The 1,284-nt window shown below is 64.6% G+C and carries 1 protein-coding gene; it reads left to right on the top strand.

Features of this window, described 5'->3' with window-relative positions; all coding sequences use genetic code 11:
* Positions 1-80 precede the first annotated feature (80 nt).
* On the top strand, positions 81-1,271 hold the full coding sequence (locus tag D4B81_RS17785) for a DUF1963 domain-containing protein (protein ID WP_122263982.1): 1,191 nt from the start codon (positions 81-83) through the stop codon (positions 1,269-1,271).
* Positions 1,272-1,284: the final 13 nt, after the last annotated feature.

Below are 1,284 nucleotides of genomic sequence, written 5' to 3'. Positions count from 1 at the left end.
CACGCGGCAGATGCGTGCGTCGACACGAGCGCCTCGGGGAGTCTGGCAGATATGCCGATCCTTTTCCCTATGGTGTGTCCGTGGTCAATGAGGTGGAGTCGCTCTGGGACGAGCTCTGTGACCTTTGGGCGTTACAGAGGGGCCAGGAGGATGCGATGCCATGGCGGGCCTGGAACCGCCTTGTCGAGCGGGCCCACGGTTTGGAGCAGCGATTGCTGGCAGCACCCGAAGGGCCAGCGCTGCTGTGGCGCAAGGTGCGAGCGGGCGACCTGGACCCCTACACGCAAGAGAAGGTGGGGTGGATTTTCGCGTTGGACGCGGAGGAGATGCTGGCCGCACCGGGGTCAACTCATGGCCACCCGCTGGTGGATCTAGGACCCGATGATGTGATCATCGAGCCGTGCGGCGCGTTGGTAGAGCGAGAGACGTACCCGCAGGACTGGCCCGAGGGTGTTGACCCCCGGCCGGTCAGCCGGATCGGAGGCCAGCCGACGCGGACGAACCTGCCGCCGCCCAAAGGACTGGATGGGCAGCCGCTTGCCTTCATCGTGCAGGTAGACCTCGGACATGAGGTGCTCAACCACGGCGAATCGCGATGGTTTGCCGAGCTCGACCTTCCTGAAACTGGCATTCTGCAACTCTTCTACGACCTGGAGCACGACGTCAGGGTTGACCCAGGCCAACCCTCCGGCGCCCTCGTGCGTTGGATGACCGAGAAGGACTTGTCCAGGCCTGACTGGTTGCTTGACCATCCGGACGTCCAGGAGATCGCCGACGGTGAAGACCTCCTCCCGGCCGTCACGGACACGAGGCATCCCGCTTCGTTTGACCCCGTCAGCGTGAGCCTGTCGTTCATGCCGAGCCTCGGACCCCCGCCTGACCACCTTGACGAGGATCAGTACGAGCGTTTTGAGTACTTGGTGCGCTTGCTGGCCGCGCACGCACGCCACCGACCAGCGGACTGGGAGCTAAGCCGCGTGCCGGTGTACCGCGCCGCCGATCCGACGTTCCCGGCTGCTTTGCCGAGCAGCAGCGTGCGAGGGTTGGGCCACTACGACCTCCGTGTAGAAGTGGACGAAACCCGCGAGGCGCTGCAGAAGTTCCTGCCCCTCTCAGACGGCGATCGGCATGTGCTCCTGTTCGACATCGTGAGCGTAGGCAACCTTGACGGCGCGTTCGGCGACGATGGGCACCTTGAGATCTGGATCCGCCTCAGCGACCTGCGCGCCCGCAACTTCGACAAAGTCGCGCCAATCCTGGGCAGCGCATAACCGATTCGCGGCA

Source organism: Ornithinimicrobium cerasi, from assembly GCF_003702705.1.
Classification (GTDB): domain Bacteria; phylum Actinomycetota; class Actinomycetes; order Actinomycetales; family Dermatophilaceae; genus Ornithinicoccus; species Ornithinicoccus cerasi.
Note: the sequence above shows the minus strand (reverse complement) of the source record. Positions and strands in the feature narration are given on the sequence as shown.